The following is a 22,472-nucleotide window of genomic DNA, read 5'->3' as shown; positions in this document are numbered from 1 at the left end:
CATCCCGGAGTCCTCCGTATGCATGGATGGCCCGCGTCCCCCGCGCGGGCCACCCGTCCTCGGAGGTCCCCTTGCCCGACAACGTCACCTCGTTGTTCCGCAGCGCCGCCGCGCACAGCCCTTCGATGGCGGCGCTGGCGCGGGAGAGCGACGGTACGGGTCCGGTGGACTTCTGCATCCCCTGCAACCCCTACTTCCCGACCCCGGCGATGTTCGAGGAGATGGCGTCCCGGCTGCGCGAGATCATCACGTACTACCCGAGCGGCGCCGACACCATCACGGCCGAGCTGTGCCAGTTGCTCCAACTGCCGCCGCAGTGCGTGGCGATGGGGAACGGCTCGACCGAGCTGATCACCTGGATCGACCATCTGCTGGTCCGGGAGTCGCTCGCGGTGCCCGTACCCACCTTCGGCCGCTGGACCGACCAGCCGATGGAGACCGGCAAGCGGGTCGACATGTTCCCGCTCCAGGAGGCCAACGGCTTCGCGCTGGACCTCGGCCGGTATGCCGAGTTCATCCGGGCGCGGGGTACGCGGGTGGCGGTCATCTGCAACCCCAACAACCCCGACGGCGGCTTCCTGCCCCGGCAGTCGGTGGTGCAGTTCATGGACGCGATGGCCGACCTGGACCTGGTGGTGATCGACGAGTCGTTCCTGGAGTTCGCCGACGCCGAGTCCGAGCCGAGCGTGGTGCAGGAGGCGATGCTCAGACCCAACGTGATCGTGCTGCGCAGCCTCGGCAAGAACTTCGGCCTGCACGGCATCCGGTTCGGCTATCTGGTCGCGAACCCGGGCCTGGCGAACAAGGTCCGCTCGATGCTGCCCAAGTGGAACCTCAACTCCTTCGCGGAGTACGTGGTGTTCATGCTGAAGCAGCACGGCGCCGAGTACACGCAGAGCCTGCTCCAGGTGCGGCGCGACCGGCTGGAGATGGCCAGCCAGTTGTCGGCCCTGCCGGGGCTCACGGTCTATCCCTCGCAGGGAAACTTCCTGTTCGTGCGCCTCCCGCTGGGCGCCGAGGGCACCGTGGTCCGGGACCGGCTGCTCACCGAGCACCGGATTCTGGTCCGCGAGTGCGGCAACAAGATCGGTTCGTCCAGCCGCTTCCTGCGGCTCGTGGTGCGCCCCGAGACCGACGTCCACCGTCTGGTGGCCGGTCTGGAGCAGGTGCTCTACGAGCCCGCCGTGCCCGAGCTGGGCTACAGCTCGGGCACGGCGGCGGTGGACCGGCTGGTCGGCGAGACGAACGGGGCCGGAGCCCGGCTGACCGCCTCCTCCGGCTCCCCCGTCATCGCCGCCGCCTTGGCCGCCGGTACCGGCATGCCGCTCCCCGCCGCCACGCCCCCACCGGGCGGCGGGATGCCGGCACCGGCGGCCCAGCCGTCCCCCGTCCCCCAGCAGGTCCCGCAACCGCCGGTACCGCAACGGGTCCCCACGCCCCCGCCTGCGGCACCCCCGGCCCCGATGGCACCCCCGCCCGTCCCGGCGCCCGCGTCCCCGTACCCGGCGCCGGCCGCCGCAGCCGTCGCTCCCACCCCCATGGCCGCCCCCACCCCCATGGCCGCCCCCACCCCCGCCCAGGCCCCCGTCCCCGCGCCAGCCGCCGCCCTGGGCCCCACTCCGCCCGGCGTCCCCGCGCGCGGGGGCCTCACGGCCGCCCAGGTGCGCGGGATGACCGCTCCGGGCACGCCGGCCGCCCCCGCCACGCCCGGCCTCACCCCGGCCTCCGCCTCCGGCTGGCCCAACGCCCAGAGCTGGCCGAACGCGGCGGGCGCGGGGGCACCGGCACCGATGGGCTGAGGCCGTCCGGCGGGTCATGGCGCTGACACGGAGTCCGGCACGCCCACCTGTGACGTTGCATCCGTTGCCGACTCCCCCGGCGGTCGGCTGCGCCCGCGCGGAGAGGCCCCGCCGCCCGGCGCACGCACGGGCCCCCGCTCACCTGGCCGATCGGCACCGCTGCTCACCCGCACCCCGATCCGCCGCCACCCCCGCCGAAGCCGCGTACACCCGTGCGAGCCCCCCGTACGCCCGCGATTTCCCCGCACCTCACCGCGGCGCCATCCCCCCGTACCGGGTGATTCACCCGCGCCGGAGCCCCCTTGGTCGGGCGGTAGCTGACGGGGCGTGGAGAATGGCCGGAGCCACGCTTCTTATGGGGGCCGACCGGAGGACGACCTTGGCGCTCAGCAGACGTACTTTCAGTGCCCTGACCGGCTGTGCCGCGCTCGGCTTCGCCATGGGCGGCAGCGGTGGGCCGGGGGCGCCCTCGGCGTTCGCGGCGCGCGGGGTGCCGACCGGGCCGCCGCCCGCACCGCCGCGTGCGGACGGCCGGCGGCACACCATCGGGTACGACTCGTACTCGCTGCTGGTCGACGGACGGCGGCTGGTGGTGTGGTCGGGCGAGATGCATCCCTTCCGGCTGCCGAGCCCGTCCCTGTGGCGGGACGTGCTCCAGAAGATGCGGGCGCACGGCTTCAACGCGGTCAGCGTGTACGTCTCCTGGAACTACCACTCCCCCGCCCCCGGCCGCTTCGACTTCACCGGCGTCCGGGACCTGGACCTGTTCCTGCGCACGGCCGCCGAGACCGGTCTGTACGTCATCCTGCGCCCCGGCCCGTACATCAACGCCGAGGTCGACGGTGGCGGCTTCCCCGGCTGGCTGACGGTGACCAAGGGCACCGCCCGCACCGCCGACCCCACCTATCTGCGGCACGTCGACGCCTGGCTCACACAGGTCGACCGGATCGCCCGCAGGCACCTGTACACCCAGGGCCGGGGCACGGTCCTGCTGTACCAACTGGAGAACGAGTACGACTCCCACGTCACCGAGCCGACCGGCCGGGCCTACATGTCCCACCTGTACAAGAAGGTGCGGGCGGACGGCATCGACGTACCCCTCTTCCACAACGACAAGGGGCGCAACGGCTATTGGACGCCGGGCTCCTTCGACACCGGTGGTGAGGAGGGCGGTTATCTGTACGGCTTCGACGGCTATCCCTCGCCCTCGCAGAACCCGCCGGACTGGGGGAAGTTCGGGCCGGGCGGGCCGAAGGGAGGGTCCACCGCCTCTCCGGACACACCGGGCTTCGTACCGGAGTTCGGCGGCGGCTGGTTCGACCCGTGGGGCGGTGCCTGGTTCGACGGCAAGGGGTACCCGGAGGCGCGGTGCACCCGTGACTCGGCCTACGAGCGCCGCTTCTACCTGACCAACCTGGCCAACGGCCTCACCCTGCACAACGTCTACATGACGTTCGGCGGCACCAGTTGGGGCTGGCTGCCCGCGCCGGTGGTCTACACGTCGTACGACTACGGCGCGGCCATCGACGAGGCCCGCAACGTCACCGCGAAGATGGCGCCGATGCACCAGTTGGGCCATCTGTTCCAGCGCGTGCCGGACTTCGCGCGGCTGGACCGGGCGTCGGACGTGACGGCCGCGGGGCTGAAGGTCTACCACCTGGCCAACCCGGACACCGGCGCGCATGTGTACGTCACGCGCAACGACGGCACGAAGCCGGTCACCGCCGAGCTGCCGACCAACACCGGGAAGCTGCGGATCACCGTGCCCGCCCGCGACGCCCGCATGCTGGTGACCGGACTGCGCCTGGGCAAGCGGAAGATGAAGCACAGCACCGCCCAGCCCGTGATGAGCGTGACGGCGGGCGCACGGGACGTCGCCGTGTTCGCGGGCCGCCGGGGCGACATGGCGGACCTGGTGCTGGACTGCCCGCAGGAGCCGAACGTCACCCGGCTCGACCCGGAGGCCGGCTGGGCGTACGAGCGCGGGGAACTGCACGTCAGCGCCCCGCTCGGGGAGGCCGGGCTGAGCCGGGTGCTGGTCACCGGGGGCGAGACCGAGACCCCGCTGGTGCTGCTCTTCGCGGACGACGACACCTCGATGCGGATCTTCCCGTACGACACCGCCGCCGGGACCCTGGTGGTGTACGGCCCCGCGCTGCTGCGCCACGCCGAGGTGCACGGCTCGGAGGTGCGGCTCTCCGGCGACCTCGACGGCGAATCGGTGATGGAGGTGTGGGGTCCGCGCGGCGTCGACACCCTGGTGTGGAACGGGCGCCGGGTGCCGACCCGGGTCACCCTCTCCGGCAGCCTGATGACGACCGCCCCGCTGCCCGGTGTGCCCGAGGTACGGCTCCCGGAGCTGACCGGCTGGCGCATGCGCACCGAGAACCCGGAGGCGGGCCCGAGCTTCGACGACTCCACGTGGCGCCGGGCGGACCGCACGTCGTCCCACAGCACCACCCCGGTCCCCAAGGGCGGCCCGGTGCTGTTCGCGGACGACTACGGGTTCCACTACGGGGACGTCTGGTACCGGGGTACGTTCAGCGGGAGTACCGGGATCGAGGCGGTCCGGCTCGCCTACAGTTCCGGCACCCAGGGGCTGTTGATGGCCTGGCTGGACGGGGAGCCGCTGGGCACCCACCGGCTGCCGGTGCCGGACAAGACCACCACGATCCGCAAGGGCACCTGGGAGGCGACGGCCACCTTCCCCGTCCGCCCGGAGCTGCGCTCCTCCGGCCGCCATGTGCTGTCGGTGCTGGTGCGGCGCATGCAGCACGACCAGGACGGCAAGGGCGACGACACCCACAAGGCGGCACGCGGTCTGACCTCCGTGTCCTTCACGGGGGCGGCGCCGAGGGTGTCCTGGCGGCTCCAGGGCGAACGGGCCGTGGACCCGGTGCGCGGCCCGCTGAACACCGGCGGGCTGTACGGGGAGCGGGAGGGCTGGCACCTGCCCGGCCTCCACGACCGGGACTGGGAGCCGGTGACCTTCCCGAGGGAGGAGCGGCGGCAGGGCGTCACCTGGTACCGCACCACCTTCCGGCTGTCGGTGCCGGGCGACGTGGACGCCTCGGTGGGACTGCGGCTGGAGGACGATCCGTACCGGGCCTACCGGGCGCAGATCTTCCTCAACGGCTGGAACATGGGGCAGTACATCAACAACGTGGGTCCGCAGCACACCTTCGTGCTGCCGAACGGGATTCTGCGCACACGTGGCACCAACACACTGGCCCTGGCGGTGCTGTCGGAGTTCACCACCCTGTCCGGGCCGGGCAAGGTGGGCCTGACCCTCATGGGGGCCGCCGCGGGCGGCCTCCCGGTGACTCCGGTCCCCTCCCCCGGCCACTGAACGGCCGTACGCGCGCGGGTGGTTCCCCGTTGAACAACACCCGCTGATCCGCATGACGTGGACACACCCGTGCGCGTACGCTCGGACGGTCCGGCGACGGCGTCGGGGCGAAGGAGGAGAGGGCGGCACATGGTCAGCGCGGACGCACCGGCGCGAGCGGCACGACTGGCCGCCCGGCTGCGCCCCTCCCGTCCGGCCCGTGCGATGCGCACCCTGGCCAGGCAACTCGCCGCCGAAGTGGCCGGGTTGCCGCAGCCTCCGACCGATGTGCGCGGGGTCTGCCGTGCCCTGTGCGCGGCCATGAGTGCGCGGCGCGGCGGGCGGCCGGTGGAGCTGCGGTTCGAGCGCTTCCCGGACGAGATCGAGGTCACCGGGCTGTGGGTGGAGTTCCAGGACTTCGACCTGGTCATCGTGGAGGAACGCGCCGAGGCCGTGCAGCAACTGGTCATCCTGGGACACGAGTTGTGGCATCTGCACGCCGGGCACCGGCACCATCCGCCGCTCGGCCCGGCCACCCTGGCGCTCACGGACGGGTCCGGCTGGGAGGGGACCGCGCTGACGGTGGCCGCCCGTGACGGCTCCCGCGAGGCCGACGAGGCGGCCGCCGAGGACTTCGGCCACCGCCTGGCCACCCTGTTCCGGTCCCGGCTGGGGCGCCCGAGCGAGCCCTTGGACCTCGTGCAGCGTTCCCTCGGCTATCGCGGCCGGGGCGGGGCCGCGCGGTGAGCGTGCCGGTCATGGAGCCCGCCGCCACCCTGCGGGACTTCTCGATCTCCTTCTGGATTCCGACGGCGGTGCTGGGCATCGCGCTGGTGATCAAGCTGCCCACGATCATCCGGCTGTGGCGGGACCCGCTGCTGCGCGCGGTCGGCGGTCTGCTGCTGCTGGCCTGCGGTGTCTTCGTGTTCTGCTCGCCGTCCACCATCGCCCGGGTGAACCGGCTGACCGGGGTGCCCAACATCTCGGCGCCCTGGTGCTACTCGCTGCTCACCGCGTTCTGCGGTTCCTGTCTGCTGCTGATCATCACCTGGCGCAACGGCCCCGACCGCTCGGCGGTCACCCGGCGGGCCCGGCGCTGGGTGGTGTCGGTGTACAGCGGGGTGATCGCCGTGCTGTGGGTGCTGTTCCTGCTGGCCGACGTGCCGGTGGAGCGGCTGCGGGACCTGGACACCTACTACGCCACCACTCCGTTCATGCGCGAGGAGATCCTGCTCTACCTCTGCGCGCACGCCCTGGCCTGTCTGATCACCGCGCGGCTGCTGTGGAACTGGGTGCGCGCGGAGGGGCTGGACGCCTGGCTGCGCTGGGGGCTGAAGCTGCTCGGCGCGGGCTACGTACTCAACCTGATCTTCGACGCGGTCAAGCTGGTCGCGGTCGGCGCGCGCTGGGCGGGCGGCGACCTGGACTGGCTGAGCACCGACCTCGCGCCGCCGATCGCCGCGCTGTCCGCCATCCTCATCGCGGTCGGCTTCATCCTGCCGCACGCCGGCCAGTACGCGAGCGACCGCTGGCGGGTCCGCCTCGCCCACCGCCAACTGCGCCCGCTGTACCTGCTGATGCGGACGTCGGCCGGTGAGGGCGTGCCGTTCGTGCTGCGGGCGACCCCGGAGCTGCGGCTGACCCGGCGCGAGACGTTCATCCGGGACGTGCTGCTGCCGCTGGCCCGGCACCTCGACACCGCCCTCGGCGCCCGCGCGTACGAGGCCGCGCTGAGCCTCGGCCACCCGCCGGAGCGGGCGCGGGCGCTGGCCTCGGCGGTGACCATCCTGGACGCGGTCGAGGCGAAGGCCCGGATGCCCGAGCCGCCCGCGACGGTGGCCGCGCCCGACACCACCGACCTGCTTCAGGAGATCGGGCCCGTCTCCCGGGCCCTCCGCCGTCCCGACGAGATCGCGGCGGTCCGTGCCCGTGCGGCCGCCGACCCAGCAGAGAGCGTTGCCGCACATGAGTGAAGTGAAGCCCACGGCCGTCGTGCTCGGCGGCTCCCTGGCCGGCATGCTCGCGGCCCGCGCCCTGGCCTCGACGGGCGCCCGCGTCACGGTGGTGGAGCGGGACGCGCTGCCCGCCGGGCCCGAGCCGCGCAAGGGGCTGCCACAGGCCCGGCACGTGCACCAGCTCTGGTCGGGCGGTGCCCGCGCGCTGGAGGAGCTGCTGCCGGGCGCGCGGGTCGCGCTGAGCGCGGCCGGGGTCCGCCGGGTGCCGATGACCACGGACATGGTGGCGCTGTCGGCGCACGGCTGGTACCGGCGCTGGCCGGAGTCGGCGTTCATGCTGCCGGCCGGGCGGGACCTGCTGGACTGGGTGGTCCGGGACCTCGTGCGGGCGGACGGCGCGATCGAGGTGCTGGACCGTACCGAGGCCCTCTCGCCGACCGGCACCGGCCGCGCGGTGACCGGGGTGCGGGTGCGCGCCGACGGCACCGAACGCACCCTGGACGCCGATCTGGTGGTGGACGCCACCGGGCGTGGCTCCCGTGCCGCGCACTGGCTGGCGGGGCTGGGCCTGCCCGAGCCGGAGCGCCGGGAGGTCGACTCGGGGCTGACGTACGCCAGCCGGCTGTTCCGGGCGCCGGAGGGAGCGCGGGACGGCTTCCCGGTGGTCAACATCGAGCCCGACCAACGGGGTTCGCGCATCGGACGCGGCGGGGTGCTGCTGCCGGTGGAGGACGGCAAGTGGCTCGTCACCCTGATCGGCGCCCGGACCGACGAACCGCCCTCCACCGGGGTCGAGTTCCTCCGGTACGCGCACGAGGAGCTGCGGCACCCGCTGGTCGGTGAGCTGCTCACCCACGCCGAACCGCTGACGGACGTCACGGTGACCCGGACGACCGCCAACCGGCGTCTGTTCTACGAGCGGTTGCCCGAGTGGCCCGAGGGGTTCGTCGCCCTCGGGGACGCCCTGTGCGCGCTCAACCCGGTGTACGGCCACGGCATGTCGGTGGCGGCCCGGTCGGCGCTGGCCCTGCGGGACACGGTGCTCCGGCGAGGCGGGCTCGGTGCGCCGGGTCTGGCCCGGCGGGCGCAGCGGGCGGTGGGCCGTACGGTACGGACCGCCTGGGACCTGGCGATCGGCGCCGATGTGTTCTACCCCGGCGCCACCCCGGCCGGCCCCACGGTCCGGGACCGCCTGGTCGCCGCGTACGTCGGCCGGCTGCTGCTCACCGCCACGGGCAACGGCCGGGTGGCGCGCCGGGTGACCGACGTGACCTCGCTGGAGGCGGGCGCTCAGGCGCTGCTCGCGCCGCGCATGCTGCTGGCGGCCGCCGTGGGCCCGCTGCGCCCGCCGCTGCCGGGACCGCCGCTGACGGCGCGGGAGCGGAAGGCGGCGGGACTCCTCTAGCCGTCGAACGGCGGCTGCGGCAGCCCCTCCCCCGCGCCCGGCACCACCAGCACCGAGCCCGCCAGGGGTATGGGCGCGGTGAGGCCGACGCGGGCGGTGGTGACGTACAGGTCGGTCAGGCCGGGGCCGCCGAAGGCGCAGGCGGTGGTGCGCGGGACGGGGAGCCGGATCTCCCGGTCCAGGGCGCCGGAGGGGGTGTAGCGGCGGACCGCTCCGCCGTCCCACAGCGCCACCCAGACGCAGCCGGCCGCGTCGACCGTCAGCCCGTCCGGGAAGCCCGCGCTCTCCTCGACGACGGCCAGGGTGCGCCGGTTCCGGACGCCTTCGCCGTCGTGGTCGAAGACGTCGACGCGGCGGGTGGGGCTGTCGACGTAGTACATCAGCGTGCCGTCCGGGCTCCAGCCGATGCCGTTGCTCACGGTGGCGTCGGTGAGGATCGGGGCGGCCGTCCCGTCGCCGGTCAGGCGGGTCAGGGTGCCGCCGCCGGGGGCCTCGTCGTAGCGCATGGTGCCGGCCCAGAGGGAGCCGTCGGGGGCGACGGCCGCGTCGTTGGCGCGTCGGCCGGGCACCGGGTCGCGGTGCAGCCAGCGGAGCGCGTCGTCGGGGTCGAGGAGGGCGACGCCGTCGCGCAGGTTGAGCACCAGGCCGCCGTGGGCGCGGGGCTTGGCGGCGCCGACGTGCTGGCCGGTGGTGCGGACCGTGCGGCGGCCGGTGGCGGGGTCGTAGGTGTGGACGCGGCCGGCCAGGACGTCCACCCACAGCAGGCGGGCGGTGGCCAGGTCCCAGGTCGGGCCCTCGCCCAGTTCCGCCGACGCCGCGACGGCGACCTCGTAGCCGCTCACGCCGCCTCCCGGTGGCCGAGCCGCTCGGAGAGTTCGGCGGCGCCCTGGACGGCGAGCGCCTCCAGTTCGGTACGGCGTTCCTCGCTCCAGCGGACCGTCGGCACCGAGATGGACAGCGCGGCGACGACCCGCCCGGTGCGGTCACGGACCGGGGCGGCGACGCAGCTCACGTCCGGGTTGGACTCCCGGCGCTCCACCGCGACCCCCCGGCGCCGGATCTCCGCGAGAGCGTCCCGCAGTCGGCCGGGGTCGGTGAGGCTGTGCGGAGTCATCGCGGTCAGCTCGGCGCCGTCGGGGACGCGTGCGGCCAGCTCCGGTGCGGGCAGCGAGGCCAGCAGCATCTTGCCGACGGCGGTGCAGTGCGCGGGCAGTCGGCGCCCGGCCGCGGAGACCATGCGGACCGCGTGCGTGGAGTCGACCTTGGCGATGTAGATGACGTCGGTGTCCTCCAGCAGCGCCACATGGACCGTCTCGTCACAGGTCTCGGCGACACCGCGGGCCACCTCCCGGCCCTCGGCGGCGAGGTCGAGCTGCTCGGCGTACCGGCTGCCGAGCTGGTACGGGCGCACGCCGAGCCGGTACCGGCCGGGCTGGCCGGGCACCGGGACCAGGTAGGAGCGGGCGGCGAGGGTGGTGACCAGCTCGTGCACGGTGGTGCGCGGGAGGCCGAGTCTGCGCACGATGTCGGGCGCGGAGAGCGTGCCGTCCCCGTCGAGGAACAGCTCCAGGATGTCGAGGGCCCGCGTCACGGCGGGCACGAGGCGTCCCACGTCCGGCCTCCTTGCCTGCTCTACGGGCGCAGCGGCCCGTGTTCGATACCCCGACCGGCGACCGGTGGGGCGAACACAGGCTAGTCAGCGCGGGTCGCGCGGGCAACGGTCGCCCGAGCGCCGGGCACCATGGGAAGCATGGCTCGCGACTTCTCCCTGGTGCTGCTGCGCCGCATGGCCGACCACAATCCGGAGCTGGCCGAGGACGCCCGCAGGCGGCTCGGCGCCTCCGCGACCGAGATGCGGGAGGCGAACAAACACTGGCAGGCCATGGCCCGTTCGCCCAGGTCACGCCCGGCGGCCTCCCGGTACCGCGCGGTGCTGGGCGAGCCGGAGTCGGTCGAGCCGCGCCGGGTCGGCGACCTGGACTGCGAGGCGTGGCGCTGGACCCTGCCCCTCTGGCCGGACCTGCGCTTCGAGGTGCTGGTCGGGCAGGGCGGGGCGGTCTGGAACGAGTGGCTGGTGCGTGCCCCGGACGCCCCGGCACCCGAGCTGAGCACGCTGGAGGACCTCACCCCGTGGTCCTGCACGCTGGAGGAGGTGGCCCGTGCCTTCGCCCCGGCCCGCCCGATCCAGGGCACCGCCCCGAGCCGCCAGGCGCTGGCCTTCACCGCGCCGGACCGGGACGGGGTACGGCACGAGATGGCCGCCGAGTTCACCTGGGGGCTGCTCCAGCGGACCGCGCTGCGGGACTGAGCCTCAACTGTCCTTCGCCGCCTGGATGATGAGCTGGGCGACACGGGACACGGACTCGGGGTGCAGGTCGAGGAAGAGATGGGGCTCGATGAGTTCCAGCTCCAGCACGCAGGGCTGCCCGTCCTCGCCGTCGATCAGGTCGACCCGGCCGTAGAGCAGTCGCTCGGCGCCGGCGGGTACGGCTGCCAACGCCCGCTCGGCGATGTCCCGTTCGGCGGCGGTCGGCTGCCACTTCTCCAGCCTCGGGTGGGCGGTCTTGTCGGCGTCGAAGGGCGTGCCGGAGACGAGGACGGCACCCTTGCGGCTGGCGTGCAGCAGGCGCCCGCCGAAGAAGTGGAGTGCCCGCTCGCCGCGTCGGTCGACGCCCCGCATGTACGGCTGCACCATCGCGGTCAGGCCCTCGGCGTGCATGTGCGCCAACTGCCGTATCGCACGCTCCCGTTCCTCCGGCGCGTACCGGGCCGCGTACCGGGCTCCCGCTCCCGAGGCGGGCTTGATCACGTACTCGTGCCCGGTCGGCAGGTCGGGTTCGGCGCCGGGCGGGAGGTAGCGGGTGGGGACGGTGGGCACGTCCGCGTCGACCAGTTCACCGAGGTAGCGCTTGTCGGCGTTCCAGTGCACCACGTCGGCCGGGTTGAGCAGCCGGGTGAGCGCGTCGACCCGGTCCACCCAGGCCAGGAACTCGGCGGTGCGCCAGGTGTAGTCCCAGGTGGAGCGGATGAGGACGAGGTCGTAGCCGGCCCAGTCGGCGTCCGGGTCGTCCCAGAAACGGGCCTCCGCGTCGGCGCCCGCCGCCCGCAACTCCGCGACCAGCCCGGCCAGATCGGGGTCCTTGCTGGGCGCGGTGCCGGGGTCGTAGGTGGCGAGGGCGATACGCGGCACGGCGGGCTCCCTGTCGTTGCGTCGGCTCGGTGATCGCGAGGCTAGCAACCACCACGGAACCGGCACACCCCTGTTGACCTTCCCCTACGGTGAAGCCCCAGCATCGGTGGCGAAGCGAGGAACCGGCCTTTCGAGGAGCCTGGACGGACATGGATCTGCTGACCATCGGCGCGTTCGCCAAGGCGTCCGGGCTCTCCCCGAAGGCCCTGCGGCTCTACGACGAGCTGGGCCTGCTGCGCCCCGCGCGCGTCGACCCGTACACCGGCTACCGCTACTACGCCGTCGCCCAGTTGGACCGGGCCCGGCTGGTGGCGTGGCTGCGGCGGCTCGGGATGCCGCTGGCGGAGATCCGCGCGGTGTCCGCCCTGACCGGGGCGGACGCGGCGCGGGAGGTCCGGGCCTACTGGGCGCGTGTCGAGGCGGAGACGGCCGTGCGGCGGGATCTCGCCGCGTTCCTCGTGACGGAGTTGACCGAGGCACCGAGAGAGGGAACCACCATGCTGGAGCTGCGCTGTGCCGCCCACTCCGACCGGGGGCACGTCCGCCCCGCCAACCAGGACACCGTCTACGCCGGCCGCAGGCTGCTCGCCGTGGCCGACGGCTTCGGCCCGGCGGGGGCTCCCGCCAGCGGGGCCGCCGTCGAGGCGCTGCGGTTCCTCGACGAGGAGGCCGGGCCGCGACCGGGCAACGTGCTGAACCTGCTGGCCGACGCGGTGCGGGGCGCGGGCGATGCCGTACGGGACGTCACGGAGGGGGCCGAGGACGCGGGCACCACGCTGACCGCGCTGCTCTGGACGGGGTCGCGACTGGCCCTGGCGCACATCGGGGACTCCCGGGCCTACCTGCTGCGTGAGGGCGGGCTGTTCCGCATCACCCACGACCACAGCGTGGTCCAGTCCCTGCTGGACGAGGGCCGCCTCACCCCGGCCGAGGCCGAGAGCCACCCGCAGCGGTCGCTGCTGCTGAAGGTCCTCGGCGGCGACCCGGACCTCCGGCTGCACGAGGCCCTCCCCGGCGACCGCTACCTGCTCTGCTCGGACGGCCTGACCGGTGTGGTCCCGGACGACCGGATCAGGGAGCTGCTCGCCGCCGCCCCGGACCCGGAGACGGCCGTACGGTCACTGGTCGACGCGGCCAACACCGCGGGCGGCCCGGACAACGTGAGCTGTGTGGTCGGGGACGTGGTGCCGCCCGTGGGGTAGGAAGGGGCTGTCGTACCCGGCAGCGAAGGAGTCCCCCGTGTCCTCCCTGTTCCCCGCCCTGACGGACCCCCGGACGGCCGGAAGGACCGCGGTGCGCTTCGGCGCGCGGTCGCTGTCGTACGCGGAGCTGGCCTCCGCCGCCGGGGCGGTGGCCGGACGGCTGCGGGGCCTCGGCCGGGTCGCGGTGTGGGCGACGCCCGAGCTGGAGACCGCCGTGGCGGTGACCGGGGCGCTGCTCGCCGGGACGGCGGCCGTGCCGCTCAACCCGAGGTCGGGGGAAGGGGAGCTGGCGCACATCCTCGCCGACAGCGACCCGGCGCTGGTGCTGACCGCGCCGGGCGCCGAACTCCCCTCCGTCCTCGCGGACCTGCCCCGGCTGGAGGTCTCCGGCACCGGGCGGGTCCCCGAGGGCACCTACGGGGACGAGGACCCGGCGCTGATCGTCTACACCTCCGGCACCACCGGTCCGCCCAAGGGTGCCGTCGTCCCGCGCCGGGCGCTCGCCGCGACCCTGGACGCGCTGGCCGACGCCTGGCGGTGGACCGGGGACGACGTGCTGGTGCACGGGCTGCCCCTGTTCCATGTGCACGGGCTCGTGCTGGGCGTCCTCGGCCCGCTCAGGCGCGGCGGCTCGGTACGGCACCTGGGCCGCTTCTCCCCCGAGGGCGTGACCCGCGAGCTGAACGACGGCGCGACCATGGTGTTCGGCGTGCCCACGATGTACCACCGGCTGGCCGAGGCCCTGCCGTCCGACCCCGAGCTGGCGAAGGCGCTCGGCCGGGCCCGGCTGCTGGTCTCGGGCTCGGCCGCGCTGCCCGTCCACGACCACGAGCGGATCGCGGCGGTGACCGGTCGCCGGGTGATCGAGCGGTACGGCATGACGGAGACCCTGATGAACACCTCCGTACGTGTCGACGGCGAGGCCCTCGCGGGCACCGTCGGCGTGCCGCTGCCCGGTGTGGAGCTGCGGCTGGTGGAGGAGGACGGCGCCGAGGTGACCGCGCGGGACGGGGAGAGTGTGGGCGAGATCCAGGTGCGCGGCCCGAACCTGTTCACCGGCTATCTGAACCGCCCCGACGCGACCGCCGCCGCCTTCACGGCCGACGGCTGGTTCCGCACCGGGGACGTGGCGGTGCGGGAGCCCGACGGGTACGTACGGATCGTGGGCCGGAAGGCCACCGACCTGATCAAGAGCGGGGGTTACAAGATCGGGGCGGGCGAGATCGAGAACGCGCTGCTGGAGCACCCGGCGGTCGCGGAGGCGGCCGTCACCGGCGAGCCGGACGCGGACCTGGGCGAGCGGGTGGTGGCCTGGGTGGTGCCGTCGGACCCCGGAACCCCGCCCGAACTCGCCGAGTTGGCCGGCCATGTGGCCGCCCGCCTGGCCCCGCACAAGCGGCCCCGCGTCCTGCACCTGCTCCCGGCGCTCCCCCGCAACGACATGGGCAAGATCATGAAGCGGGCGCTGACACTCCCGGGCCCCGGAGGCCAGCCCGACACGGCATAGTCCGGCCGAAACCCCCCATTCAGCGGCGCCCCGCCCGGCCCCCTCCAGAAGGCACCCGCGCCGGTGCCCGCGCAGGATTCCAGTGAGGCCCGCCGAATCCGGCGGCCTGCCCATGGTCAGCGCACTCGGGAGGAACTGCCGTGACCGTCAGCCTGGAGCAGTTGAGCCGCTGCCACTTCGCCGTCGACCTGGGCGCGGCCCGCACCCGCGTGTACGTGAAGGGCGCCGGACTGGTCGTCGACCAGCCCTCGGTGGCGGCCGTGAACACCCGTACCGGGGCGCTCATCGCGGTCGGTGACTTCGCGGAGCAGATGACCGGGCGCACCCCGCAGTACATCCGGGTGGTGCGGCCGGTGTCCGGTGGCACGGTGGTCGACATCGAGATGGCGCAGCGCATGCTGCGGCATCTGATCGGCGACCGGATGCGCCGCGCCCTGCGCCGCAAGCCCCGGCTGCGCGCGGCGGCCTGCACCCCGCACGAGGCGGACCCGCTGGCCCGCCGGGCGACGATCGAGACGCTGGTCGGGCTCGGCGCGCGCCGGGTGGAGCTGGTGGACACCCTGATCGCGGCGGCCGTCGGCTGCGGACTCCCGGTGGAACGCCCCGAAGCCAGCATGATCATGGTGTGCGGGGCGGCGGCCACCCAGGTCGCCGTGCTGTCGCTGGGCTCGATCGTCACTGCCGAGCGCGTTCCGGTGGGCGGCGAGGCGGTGGACCGGGCGATCGTGCAACACCTGCGGCACGCACACGAGTTGATGCTGCCCAGCCAGTCGGTACGACCGCTCCAGATCGCCCTGTCGGACAACGGCCTCACCCCGCAGGGCCCGTCGTCCACCGAGATCCACGGCCGGGACGTGGCCACCGGCCTGGCCCGCAGCGTGCGGGTGGACACGGCCGCGATGCGCGACGCGATCCACACCCCGCTGCTGGCCGTCCTCGACGGCATCGGCAAGGTGCTGCGGGACTGCCCCCCTGACCTGGTGGCCGACCTGGTGGACCGGGGCATCATGATGGTCGGCGGCACCGCGCTGCTGCCGGGCCTGGACAAGATGCTCCACGAGGCCATCGGCATCCCGGTGCACATCGCGGAACGCCCCGACATCTGTGCCGTGCAGGGCCTCGGCGCCATGCTGGAGGGGCGGATCGCCCCCTTGGTCCTGACCCCGCTGGCCGCCTGAAGCCCGCGCCGGGGTCTCAGTACGGCAGGACGCGCCCCGACGGCGTCCTGCGGTCGATCTCCTGGCCCCGCGGAGCCGCTGGCCGACGACTGACCCGCACTCGAATCTGACGCTCCACGTCACCCTCCTCCCAACCGACACCGAACACCGGTAGGAGGACGGTGCCCAGAACGCGACCGCCCCAAGCCCGCGCGGCGAAAAGAATGCGATCACCCCGTTCCCCGGCCCCACCGCCGGGGAACCGGCGCACCCGGCACACAACCCCCTCGCACACCCCTTGCATTAGAGTGCTGTCACTTCGTACGTCCGCGGCCCCGGAAACCGGGCGGCCGCCGTACCGGAAGTCACGTCGTTCGCCCCTCGCCGCGCCGTCCGCGCGCCGTGGGGCATGAGCATCTGGGGTGGGGATGTCCAGCCATCGGCTGTCCAAGAAGAGTCGTTACATCGCCTGGGCCACCGCGGGTGTCGCGGTCGTCGCCGGGGCCGGCATCGCGGCGCAGGCGTCCAGCGCGGCCACCGTCTGGCCCGCGCAGAAGACCTTCACCGGCCGCGCCTTCGACACCTGCACCGCGCCGTCCGCGGCGGCGATGAAGGCGTGGAAGACCGGCTTCTACGGCGCCGCCGCCGTCTACATCGGCGGCAAGAACCGCGGCTGCGCCCAGCCGAACCTCACCGCGTCCTGGGTGAAGTCGGTCAACTCCCTGGGCTGGAAGCTGATCCCGCTCTACGTCGGTGCCCAGCCGCCCTGCCAGAAGAGCGCCAACCCGGAGAAGATGACCACCACCAACGCGACGTCCCTCGGCGCGACGGACGCCAAGGACGCGGTGGCCAAGGCGTCGGCGCTCGGCATGAAGCCGGGCAGCGCGGTCTACCTCGACATGGAGCCGTACGACACCACGGACAAGGCGTGCAACAACGCCGTGCTGTCCTACGTCCGTTCCTTCACCAAGACGCTGCGCGGCAAGGTCTACCGGGCGGGCTACTACGGCTTCACCAGCTCCAGCGCGAAGGCGGTGGCCACGGCGACCGACAAGACCGATCTGCCGGGCAACCTCTGGTACGCCCTGTGGGACCAGCAGAACACCACCACGGCCGACTGGCCCTGGGACCCCAAGGCGTTCACCAACCACAGCCGCGCCCACCAGTACATGGTGAACAGCAAGGAGTCACGCGGCGGTTACCCGATCACGGTGGACCGCAGCGCGTGGGACGCGCCGGTGGCGATCGTCGGCTAGCAGGACGCGTCGAGCCGGCGTACGTGAGGGTCCACGTGCGCCGGTTCGTCTCAAAGAGCCTCTGTCACCTACAGGCTGAGCGTGATGGCCGCCCCGATGCCGCCCAGGCCGAGGGCGACGGCGGCCGGCCACCAGCCGCCGGACCCCCACCGGAAGAACCGGTCGAAGGCCAGCCGGCCGGGGCCGATGGCGGCGACGCCCAAGGCGACGACGGCGATGCAGACGCTGTACTCCACCCCGCCGTCGGACTCCCACAGACCGTGGGGGCCGGTGACCAGCGCCATCGCGTTGATCATGACGCCGATCAGCGCGGCGGCGGCCAGGGGCGTCAGCAGCCCGACGGCCAGGCCGAGCCCGCCGAGCAGCTCGGACAGCCCGCCGATGGTGGCGAAGACCTTTCCGGGCCGGTACCCGAGGCTCGCGAACCCCTTGCCGGTGGCGGTGAGCCCGTCGCCGCCGAAGATCCCGAACAGCTTCTGCGCCCCGTGGCCCGCCATCAGCAGACCGAAGGTGAGTCTGATGAGCAGCAGCCCCCAGTCGGCGGCGGAGCCGAACACGGCGCGGTCCGTGGTGCCGGCGGGTCGGTAGGTGCGCGTAGTGGTCATGGCCGATGCTCCGAAGACCCCCCACCTGGTTGGGAAGGTATGGGTGTCTCCCCCCGCACGTCCCTTCCCAGGCTATTAGCGTCCGGCCTGCAGCGCGCCCCAGGTGGCCGGGCCGACCTGACCGTCGACGCCGAGCGAGCGGCTGGTCTGGTAGTCCCGTACCGCCTGCTGGGTGCCCGAGCCGAAGTCGCCGTCCGCCGTGACGGTCCGCCCGAGCGCCGCGGTCAGGGCCCGCTGGAGCCGCTGGACGGCGGCGCCGGTGCTGCCCTGACTGAGCGCGGGCGTGCTGCCGGCCGAGAGCAGCGCGGTCCAGGTACGGGCGCCCACCACACCGTCGGCGCCGAGTCCGCGGGCCTTCTGGAAGGCGGTCACGGCGGCGGTGGTCTTCGTGCCGAAGCTGCCGTCGACGGTGCCCGCGTCGAAGCCCTGCGCGTTGAGCAGCGACTGCGCGGCCGAGACCTGGGCGCCGGTGGAGCCGGAGCGCAGGGTGTCGTACGAGGGGAAGCTGAGCTGGACCTCGCCGCCGCCGGTGCTGCCGCCGACCAACTGCATGTAGTAGGTCCAGTTCCAGTTCGGACCGGGGTCGGTGTGGTCGTTGCCGGGCACCTCGGAGTGGCCGACGATGTGCGCGCGGTCCTTGGGGATGCCGTAGCGGGCGCAGATGGAGGCGGTCAGCGCGGCGGACGAGCGGTACATCGCGTCGGTGAACCAGCTCGGGTCGTTCACGTACCCCTCGTGCTCGATGCCGATACCACTGGCGTTCCCGGAGCGGGCGTGCCAGGCGGTGTCCTTCTCGCGCACCATCTGGGTGATCTGGCCGTCCGAGGAGCGCACCACGTAGTGCGCGCTGACCTGCGACGACGGGTTCTGGAACCAACTGATGGTCCCGGCGTACGAGCCCTCGGTGACGTGGATGACGACCTTGCTGATCGCGGCCGTGCGGCCGACGGCGTAGTTGGCCGTGTTGGCCGGGACCCAGAGGGCGGAGGGGTAGTCGGGGCTCTGCGCGGCCGGGGCCAGGGCCGACCCGTAGCCGCCGCGCTCGGGGGCGACCTTCCGGGCGGGGAGGGTCAGCTTCTCGCCGCCCTCGGCGCGGGCGGTGACGCCCTCGGCCAGGAAGGTGTAGACGGTGTCGGCGTAGAGCTTGGCGGTGGCGGGGTCGGTGGCGCCGCCGTACCGGGCGAGGAGCGGGTACCAGGTGTCGGTGTCACGGCGCTCGGCCCGGCTCAGTCCGGCGTGGTCGGCGTAGGAGCGCAGGACGGCGGCGCCGCCGCGGATGTTGGCGGCGGTGTCGGTGCGCAGTTCGCGGGCGGTGTCGCCGGTCAGCCGGGACGCCAGCTCCAGGGTGTGCTGGTCGGGGTTGCTGACCAGGTGCATCACGCCGTAGCCGCCCGCCTGGCTGGGCAGGCCGTGGTGGCCCTCGAGGTGGGTCTCGCTGTAGCCGAGGGCGATCAGGAGGTCGCGAGGCACGCCGTACTCGGCCGCCGCGCTGCTGAAGGCGTGCGCGACAGGGCCCTCGGCTCTCTCGGTACGGGGCGCGGCGCCGGCGGGCTGCACGGTGGCGGCGAGCACGGCCAGGGTGCCGAGGCCGGCGAGGGCCGCGCGGGCCAGGGGTATCCGGGGCATGGGGGTGTGACCTTCCGGGTGGGGGCGGGGGATGTGGGGAGGCCGGGGACCTGGTGCGCGGTCCCCGGCCATGCCTGCGGGCGGTCAGATGGTGCCGCTCTCCCACCACCAGGCGCGGCCGAGGTCGGCGCGGCTGTCGACGTGCTGGTGGTCGACGTCGTACCGCTCAAGGCCGGAGAAGCCGCAGGTCTCGGCCTTCTGGTAGACCGTGCGGTTGGCGACGCCGGGCACGTCGAGGTCTGCCGCGGTGCCGTAGAGGTGCATGCTGTCGCTGGCGCCGCCGATCTCGGCGTTGTGCGCGATGCTGCGGAAGCCGGAGTTGACGGTGATCGGCACGTTGCCGAGCTTCTTGCGCAGCGCCTCCAGCTTGTACATGGCCCGGCGGGCGTTCTCCTTGACGGCGGCCGCGCTCACCTTGCCGCCGTTGAAGTTGCCGCTCGAACGGTCGTAGAACTCACTCCAGTTGAAGTGCGCGGTCGAACCGTCCGACTGCTCCAGGGCGTTGAGCTGGGCCTGGGTGGCGGGCCCGGCACTGCCGTCGACCGAGAGACCGTACGCGGCCTGGAAGCGGCGCACCGCGGCGGCCGTGCCCGGACCGAAGTCGCCGTCGATGCTCACCCGCGAGTGGGAGGCGGAGTCGGCGGCCCAGCCGGCGACCCGGATCTGAAGCTCCGTCACATCGGCGCCGGTGGCGCCCTCGTTCATGGTGCGCGTCCAGTTGTACGCCTGCGCGCTGCCCGAGAGCAGGACGGGCCCGGCGAAGACGCCCGCGGTGGCGGCGAGGGTGCCGCGCAGGACGGTACGGCGGTTCGGAGAGAAGGTCATCGTGAACTCCCTTTTGTTCGCGGTCAGAAGGCGAGCTGGAACGGGACGTTCTGGGCGTCGGTGTCGTAGGCGTGCACGCGGAGCTTGAAGCGGGTGCCGTCCTTGACGTCGGTGGCGACGGTCGCCCACTGGGGGCCGAACGTCGAGTAGGTGTTGCCGTGGTTGCACAGCGTGGTGTGGTCCACGAAGACGACGCAGGCGTCCAGGAAGCCGGTGGCCGAGCTGCTGAGCTTGATGTTGATGTCGCCGCAGCGCGAGGTGGTCGTGTAGGTGCCGTACTCGACCGCGGCGGTGGAGTAGCGGTAGGTGAGGGACACTGCGCCGCCGTAGCAGGAGGTGGCGGCGGCCTGCTCGGGCTGGGCGACGGCCGGCGCGGTGGCGCCGGCGGCGAGCAGCGCGGTCGTGGCGGCGAGGACGGCCGCCGTTCTCCGGGTGCGGGTCATGTGGGGTCCGATCACTTGGGGGCCATTACGCGGTGCCCTTACGGGGGTCAGAAGGCGATCTGGACGCGCGCGGAGGAGCCTTCGAGGTCGACGCCGAGGGGCACGGTGAACGTGCTGCCGTCCTTGACGTCGGTGGCGATGGTCTTCCAGCTCCGTCCGACCTTGGTCCAGTAGTTGCACTCGCCGACGCGGGTGAACTTCACGCAGGCCCAGACGAATTCGGCGTCGCCGCTGACCATGCGGAGGTTGATGTCGGCGCAGCGGGAGGTCGTGGTGTAGGGGCCGAACTCGACGGCGTCGCCGTAGCTGACGGTGACGGCGCCGCCGTAGCAACTGGTGACTGTCGAGGAGGTGTTGACGGGGGCGGCCGACGCGGTGGCGGGCGCCGAGACGGCGAGGGCCGCGAGCAGGGCCGCCGCCGCGGCCGGGTGGGTGAGGATCTTCGCCATCGGGTTCCTCCGGTGTGCGGAAGGTGCGGGTGGTGCCTCGGGGATCGGTGCGGCGGAGCGAGTTCATGCTCCGGTGTGCGCTTTCGGCTGTCATGCTCATTCGAACAGGGTGAAATGACGCCGGTGGAAAGGGTGTTGAGCGTGCTTCGCTTCCATTTCTCGGCGGAGGATCTGGCCAGGACACGGGTCGCCGCAGCCCCGCACGCCCTGTGGGAGATCGCCGCGAGCCTCCACCGTTTCCAGACGCCGGCCGGCCGCTGGGCCTACGCGCACTGGTACCGCACGGCCCGCGAGCGGTTACGGGAGGCGGGGCTGGAGAGCGCGGTACGGCAGATCCTGCTGCCGCTGTATCCGCGCGCGTCGTACTGGCCGGACTTCCTCACCCCGCTGGAGGGCGCCGCCGGTCTGGAGGCGGGGCTGAAGGCGATCCTGGCGACGCCCCCGGCCCGGGTGACGGCGGAACTGGCGACGCTGGCCCGGATAAGACGGGTGCCCCCGCACCTCGCCCGCCTGCCGGAGAAGGAGGCACGCAACGAGCTGGTGAGCGTCCTGCGGGCCTACCACCGCGCGGTGATCGAGCCGCACGAGGAGTGGATGCACGAGGGCGTGCACACCGAGCGCGTACGGCTGGCCCGGCACTCGCTCGACGGCGGCACCGACGGCCTCCTGGGCGGCCTGGGCCCGGCGGTGCGCTGGCACCATCCCCGGCTGGAGATCGGCACCTACCCGACGGAGCACGACATCCGCCTGCAGGGCCGGGGGCTGCTGCTGATCCCCTCCTACTTCTGCTGGAAGGGTCCGGTCTCCCTGGCCGACCCCGCCCTCCCCCCGGTCCTCGCCTACTCCCTCCACCACGAACCGCCCCGCCCGACCGCGGGCTCACCCTCCCTGGAAGTCCTCCTTGGCCGAGCGAGAGCGAGGGTCCTCCGCGCGACGGCCGCAGGCGCCACGACCACCGAAGCCGCCCACCGCGCCGGCGTCACCCCCGCCACCGCCACCCACCACACCACCGCCCTCCGAGACGCCGGCCTCATCACCAGCCACCGCCACGGCAACTCGGTCATCCACACCCTGACCCTGCTGGGGGCGACGATGCTGAGCCGGAACGTGCAGGAGGCCGTACCGGGGGCCGGCGGGTGAAGCGGTACCGCGCCGCACGCGCCTGGAGGTCCCGGACCACCTCGGGAGCCGCCCCCAAGGCATCTGCCGCGAAACGGAGTTCGTCGTCCAGCGTGCGGCCGGTGTGCAGCGACACGTCGGAGTTGAACGCGACGGGAACTCCCGCCTCCAGGAACGCGGGGAGCGGGTGAGCGGCCGGTCCGGGGACGGCTCCCAGGGCCGCGTCGGAGGTCAGGGAGACCTCCAGCAAGATCCCGTCACGCGCCATCCGCCGCAGCAGGGCGGAGCTGGTGGCCGCCGACACCCCGTGGCCGATGCGCTGTGCGCCCAGTTCGTCGGGCGCCCGCCAGATGTGCTCCGCGGGACCGAACTCCCCTGCGTGGACGGTCCGTCCTAGCCCCAAGTCGACCGCGGCACGGAAGAGGGGCACGGCAGGTCGTACGTCGGGGTGCGGGATCTCGTCGCCGGCGAGGTCGACGCCGGGGGCGTCGGTCGGGAGCGGGCGTTCATCTGGTTTTCATCTGGCGGGACGGGCGCCGTCGGGCGTCGCTGGATTGGCGCGTACATGCTCATGGCGCATCACCAACGCCCGCTGATCACGGAGGT

General features: G+C 73.4%; 19 protein-coding genes and 1 pseudogene. 11 read left to right on the top strand and 9 right to left on the bottom strand.

All coding sequences use genetic code 11. The annotated features are described in order from the left end of the window. Positions 1-71 precede the first annotated feature (71 nt). The 5 genes from OG448_RS21180 to OG448_RS21160 all read left to right on the top strand — a co-directional run bounded on the left by OG448_RS21180 (position 72) and on the right by OG448_RS21160 (position 8,487). Positions 72-1,799: a pyridoxal phosphate-dependent aminotransferase gene (locus OG448_RS21180; protein WP_405555993.1), complete on the top strand. Its 1,728-nt coding sequence runs from the start codon at positions 72-74 to the stop codon at positions 1,797-1,799. 379 nt (positions 1,800-2,178) lie between these two features. Continuing rightward, the gene (locus OG448_RS21175) at positions 2,179-5,148 is read left to right on the top strand and encodes a beta-galactosidase (protein ID WP_405555992.1); all 2,970 of its coding nucleotides are present in this window, start codon (positions 2,179-2,181) and stop codon (positions 5,146-5,148) included. A gap of 129 nt (positions 5,149-5,277) precedes the next feature. Beyond that, positions 5,278-5,874: a toxin-antitoxin system, toxin component family protein gene (locus OG448_RS21170; RefSeq protein WP_405555990.1), complete on the top strand. Its 597-nt coding sequence runs from the start codon at positions 5,278-5,280 to the stop codon at positions 5,872-5,874. Positions 5,875-5,885: 11 nt separating this feature from the next. Then, on the top strand, positions 5,886-7,100 hold the full coding sequence (locus tag OG448_RS21165; protein ID WP_405555989.1) for an MAB_1171c family putative transporter: 1,215 nt from the start codon (positions 5,886-5,888) through the stop codon (positions 7,098-7,100). Further along, a complete protein-coding gene (locus OG448_RS21160; protein WP_405555988.1) occupies positions 7,093-8,487 on the top strand; it encodes an NAD(P)/FAD-dependent oxidoreductase in 1,395 nt (464 codons plus the stop codon). The genes OG448_RS21165 and OG448_RS21160 overlap by 8 nt, the downstream gene beginning before the upstream one ends. On the opposite strand, the gene OG448_RS21155 is transcribed toward OG448_RS21160, so the two are convergent. Both OG448_RS21155 and OG448_RS21150 read right to left on the bottom strand, forming a co-directional pair. After that, positions 8,484-9,329, bottom strand: a complete 846-nt coding sequence (locus OG448_RS21155) for an SMP-30/gluconolactonase/LRE family protein (RefSeq protein WP_405555986.1) — start codon at positions 9,327-9,329, stop codon at positions 8,484-8,486. The two genes, OG448_RS21160 and OG448_RS21155, sit on opposite strands and share 4 nt — an antisense overlap. Further along, on the bottom strand, positions 9,326-10,099 hold the full coding sequence (locus tag OG448_RS21150) for an IclR family transcriptional regulator (protein WP_405555984.1): 774 nt from the start codon (positions 10,097-10,099) through the stop codon (positions 9,326-9,328). The genes OG448_RS21155 and OG448_RS21150 overlap by 4 nt, the downstream gene beginning before the upstream one ends. A 138-nt stretch (positions 10,100-10,237) precedes the next feature. Here OG448_RS21150 and OG448_RS21145 point away from each other — a divergent pair, with 138 nt between their 5' ends. Further along, positions 10,238-10,795, top strand: coding sequence for a hypothetical protein (locus tag OG448_RS21145; protein ID WP_405555982.1), 558 nt, complete (start codon positions 10,238-10,240; stop codon positions 10,793-10,795). 3 nt (positions 10,796-10,798) lie between these two features. Here OG448_RS21145 and OG448_RS21140 read toward each other — a convergent pair whose 3' ends face one another. Beyond that, on the bottom strand, positions 10,799-11,677 hold the full coding sequence (locus tag OG448_RS21140; RefSeq protein WP_405555980.1) for a RimK family alpha-L-glutamate ligase: 879 nt from the start codon (positions 11,675-11,677) through the stop codon (positions 10,799-10,801). 149 nt (positions 11,678-11,826) lie between these two features. Between OG448_RS21140 and OG448_RS21135 the strand changes: the two genes are divergently transcribed. From OG448_RS21135 to OG448_RS21120, 4 genes are all read left to right on the top strand, one after another. Next, entirely contained in the window at positions 11,827-12,879 is a 1,053-nt protein-coding gene (locus OG448_RS21135; protein ID WP_405555978.1) for a MerR family transcriptional regulator, read from the top strand. A gap of 37 nt (positions 12,880-12,916) precedes the next feature. After that, entirely contained in the window at positions 12,917-14,386 is a 1,470-nt protein-coding gene (locus tag OG448_RS21130; RefSeq protein ID WP_405555977.1) for an acyl-CoA synthetase, read from the top strand. A gap of 140 nt (positions 14,387-14,526) precedes the next feature. Next, complete coding sequence (locus tag OG448_RS21125) at positions 14,527-15,564, top strand: rod shape-determining protein (protein ID WP_405555975.1); 1,038 nt, start codon at positions 14,527-14,529, stop codon at positions 15,562-15,564. 407 nt (positions 15,565-15,971) lie between these two features. Beyond that, positions 15,972-16,799 (top strand): glycoside hydrolase domain-containing protein, encoded by an 828-nt coding sequence (locus OG448_RS21120; RefSeq protein WP_405555974.1) that lies wholly within the window; start codon positions 15,972-15,974, stop codon positions 16,797-16,799. Positions 16,800-16,867: 68 nt separating this feature from the next. Here the strand turns inward: OG448_RS21120 and OG448_RS21115 are convergent, their stop codons facing one another. The 5 genes from OG448_RS21115 to OG448_RS21095 form a co-directional block, all read right to left on the bottom strand. Next, entirely contained in the window at positions 16,868-17,404 is a 537-nt protein-coding gene (locus OG448_RS21115; RefSeq protein WP_405555973.1) for a DoxX family protein, read from the bottom strand. 75 nt (positions 17,405-17,479) lie between these two features. Further along, complete coding sequence (locus tag OG448_RS21110) at positions 17,480-19,030, bottom strand: N-acetylmuramoyl-L-alanine amidase (protein WP_405555971.1); 1,551 nt, start codon at positions 19,028-19,030, stop codon at positions 17,480-17,482. An 84-nt stretch (positions 19,031-19,114) separates the two neighbouring features. Beyond that, positions 19,115-19,855 carry a D-Ala-D-Ala carboxypeptidase family metallohydrolase gene (locus tag OG448_RS21105; RefSeq protein WP_030816217.1) on the bottom strand — a complete coding sequence of 247 codons (741 nt, stop codon included), beginning with the start codon at positions 19,853-19,855 and terminating at the stop codon, positions 19,115-19,117. Between the two features lie 23 nt (positions 19,856-19,878). Beyond that, entirely contained in the window at positions 19,879-20,298 is a 420-nt protein-coding gene (locus OG448_RS21100; RefSeq protein WP_405555969.1) for a hypothetical protein, read from the bottom strand. A 47-nt stretch (positions 20,299-20,345) separates the two neighbouring features. Continuing rightward, positions 20,346-20,747, bottom strand: coding sequence for a hypothetical protein (locus OG448_RS21095; RefSeq protein ID WP_405555967.1), 402 nt, complete (start codon positions 20,745-20,747; stop codon positions 20,346-20,348). A gap of 141 nt (positions 20,748-20,888) precedes the next feature. Between OG448_RS21095 and OG448_RS21090 the strand changes: the two genes are divergently transcribed. Beyond that, positions 20,889-21,887 carry a helix-turn-helix domain-containing protein gene (locus OG448_RS21090; protein ID WP_405555965.1) on the top strand — a complete coding sequence of 333 codons (999 nt, stop codon included), beginning with the start codon at positions 20,889-20,891 and terminating at the stop codon, positions 21,885-21,887. On the opposite strand, the pseudogene OG448_RS21085 reads toward OG448_RS21090, so the two are convergent. After that, positions 21,808-22,335 (bottom strand): annotated as a pseudogene (locus OG448_RS21085) (hypothetical protein); the annotation flags it as partial. The gene OG448_RS21090 and the pseudogene OG448_RS21085 overlap by 80 nt on opposite strands. Between the last annotated feature and the right edge of the window lie 137 nt (positions 22,336-22,472).

Source organism: Streptomyces sp. NBC_01171 (genome assembly GCF_045039805.1).
In the GTDB taxonomy this organism is placed as follows: domain Bacteria; phylum Actinomycetota; class Actinomycetes; order Streptomycetales; family Streptomycetaceae; genus Streptomyces.
Note: the sequence above shows the minus strand (reverse complement) of the source record. Positions and strands in the feature narration are given on the sequence as shown.

Coding starts and splice junctions, on each gene's coding strand:
- OG448_RS21170 (WP_405555990.1), top strand. CDS start 5,278: ATGGTCAGCGCGGACGCACCGGCGCGAGCGGCACGACTGGCCGCCCGG.
- OG448_RS21165 (WP_405555989.1), top strand. CDS start 5,886: ATGGAGCCCGCCGCCACCCTGCGGGACTTCTCGATCTCCTTCTGGATT.
- OG448_RS21160 (WP_405555988.1), top strand. CDS start 7,093: ATGAGTGAAGTGAAGCCCACGGCCGTCGTGCTCGGCGGCTCCCTGGCC.
- OG448_RS21145 (WP_405555982.1), top strand. CDS start 10,238: ATGGCTCGCGACTTCTCCCTGGTGCTGCTGCGCCGCATGGCCGACCAC.
- OG448_RS21135 (WP_405555978.1), top strand. CDS start 11,827: ATGGATCTGCTGACCATCGGCGCGTTCGCCAAGGCGTCCGGGCTCTCC.
- OG448_RS21120 (WP_405555974.1), top strand. CDS start 15,972: ATGTCCAGCCATCGGCTGTCCAAGAAGAGTCGTTACATCGCCTGGGCC.
- OG448_RS21115 (WP_405555973.1), bottom strand. CDS start 17,404: ATGACCACTACGCGCACCTACCGACCCGCCGGCACCACGGACCGCGCC.
- OG448_RS21110 (WP_405555971.1), bottom strand. CDS start 19,030: ATGCCCCGGATACCCCTGGCCCGCGCGGCCCTCGCCGGCCTCGGCACC.
- OG448_RS21105 (WP_030816217.1), bottom strand. CDS start 19,855: ATGACCTTCTCTCCGAACCGCCGTACCGTCCTGCGCGGCACCCTCGCC.
- OG448_RS21100 (WP_405555969.1), bottom strand. CDS start 20,298: ATGACCCGCACCCGGAGAACGGCGGCCGTCCTCGCCGCCACGACCGCG.
- OG448_RS21095 (WP_405555967.1), bottom strand. CDS start 20,747: ATGGCGAAGATCCTCACCCACCCGGCCGCGGCGGCGGCCCTGCTCGCG.